Origin of the sequence: Pseudomonas juntendi, from assembly GCF_009932375.1 — a bacterium.
In the GTDB taxonomy this organism is placed as follows: Bacteria; Pseudomonadota; Gammaproteobacteria; order Pseudomonadales; family Pseudomonadaceae; genus Aquipseudomonas; species Aquipseudomonas juntendi.
On sequence record NZ_BLJG01000382.1, the window covers coordinates 1 to 1,100 of the forward strand.

General features: G+C 64.3%; 2 protein-coding genes. Both read right to left on the reverse strand.

The features are described from left to right. Nucleotides 1–517 (reverse strand): FecR family protein (locus GYA94_RS26165; RefSeq protein WP_161893402.1); only part of this gene is annotated, 517 nt, incomplete at its 3' end. 140 nt (nucleotides 518–657) lie between these two features. Further along, nucleotides 658–1,100, reverse strand: a 443-nt coding sequence (locus GYA94_RS26170) for an acyl-CoA dehydrogenase C-terminal domain-containing protein (RefSeq protein ID WP_174824212.1), incomplete at its 5' end; no start/stop codon positions are given.

Consider the following 1,100-nt stretch of genomic DNA (forward strand, 5'->3'; position numbering starts at 1 on the left):
TGCTGTCGTGCCAGACCTTGAAGAACGCTTCGCCACGCTTGAGTGTGACCTGGCGCTGGTCCTTGTAATTGAGGAAGGTCAGCTCGCTGTGCAGGTTGAGTTGCACCTGGCTGCCGTCGCTCAGGACCACGCTCTGCATGTGGTCAGTCGCTTCAAAGTGCTGGTAGCGATTGGGCAACCAACCCTGTTCCCAGCCGAACCAGCCCGCCAGTGGCAGCACGGCCAGGGCGATGGCGGCGGCAGAAGCCAGGGGCCGCCAGTTACGCCGGCGCCTGATGGCGATGGCCGCTGGGTTGACGTCCATGATCGTGGCGGTGCGCGGCAGCAGGTCGGCGGTTTGCCAGATTTCCAGCATGGCCTGGTATTCATCGGCATGCCTGGGGTCGGCCGCCTGCCAACGCAGGAATGCCTCGCGCTCGGCCGCCGTGCAATCGTCTGCATGCAAGCGCATGCACCAATGCGCGGCGGCGTCGGTGATCGCATCGTCAGGGGTGGGCTTGAGGCGGTCTTGGTTCATTGCGGCTCCGGGTTTTGCGCATTCTACCCTTGCGCATGGGCCCCGGAGAACCTGGGTAATGGCGAATGACTATCAGTTGTGCCGGTTTTCCGCTGGAATTGCAACGGTTTTGAGCGTTTGAGAACCTTTCGCGCCCGCCGTCAGAACTGCGCTGCTGCCAGCCCGTACAGGCTGGCACTGCCTGCGCGAATGCTGGCCTCCAGTGCCAACTCGCGCGGCAACACGCGCTGGAAGAAAAAGTCCGCACAGGCCAGCTTGGCGCCGTAAAACCCGCTGTCTTCATGCTGTTTGGCCAACGCCACCGCCGCCATGCGTGTCCACATATAGGCATACGCGGTGAGCCCGAACAGCTGCAGGTACTCCACCGCCACCGCACTGACCAGGTTCGCGTCTTCAGTGGCGCGTGCCTGCAACCACGCGCTGGTGGCCTCCAGCCGTGTCAGGCTTGCCTGCAAGGCTGCCCGGTGCAGTGGGGCTTCCAGGCTGAACGCCCGTACCTCGGCGGCGAAGCTGGCCAGTGCCTGGCCGCCGTCAGCCAGCACCTTGCGCCCCAGCAAGTCGAGTGCCTGGATGCCGTTGGTGC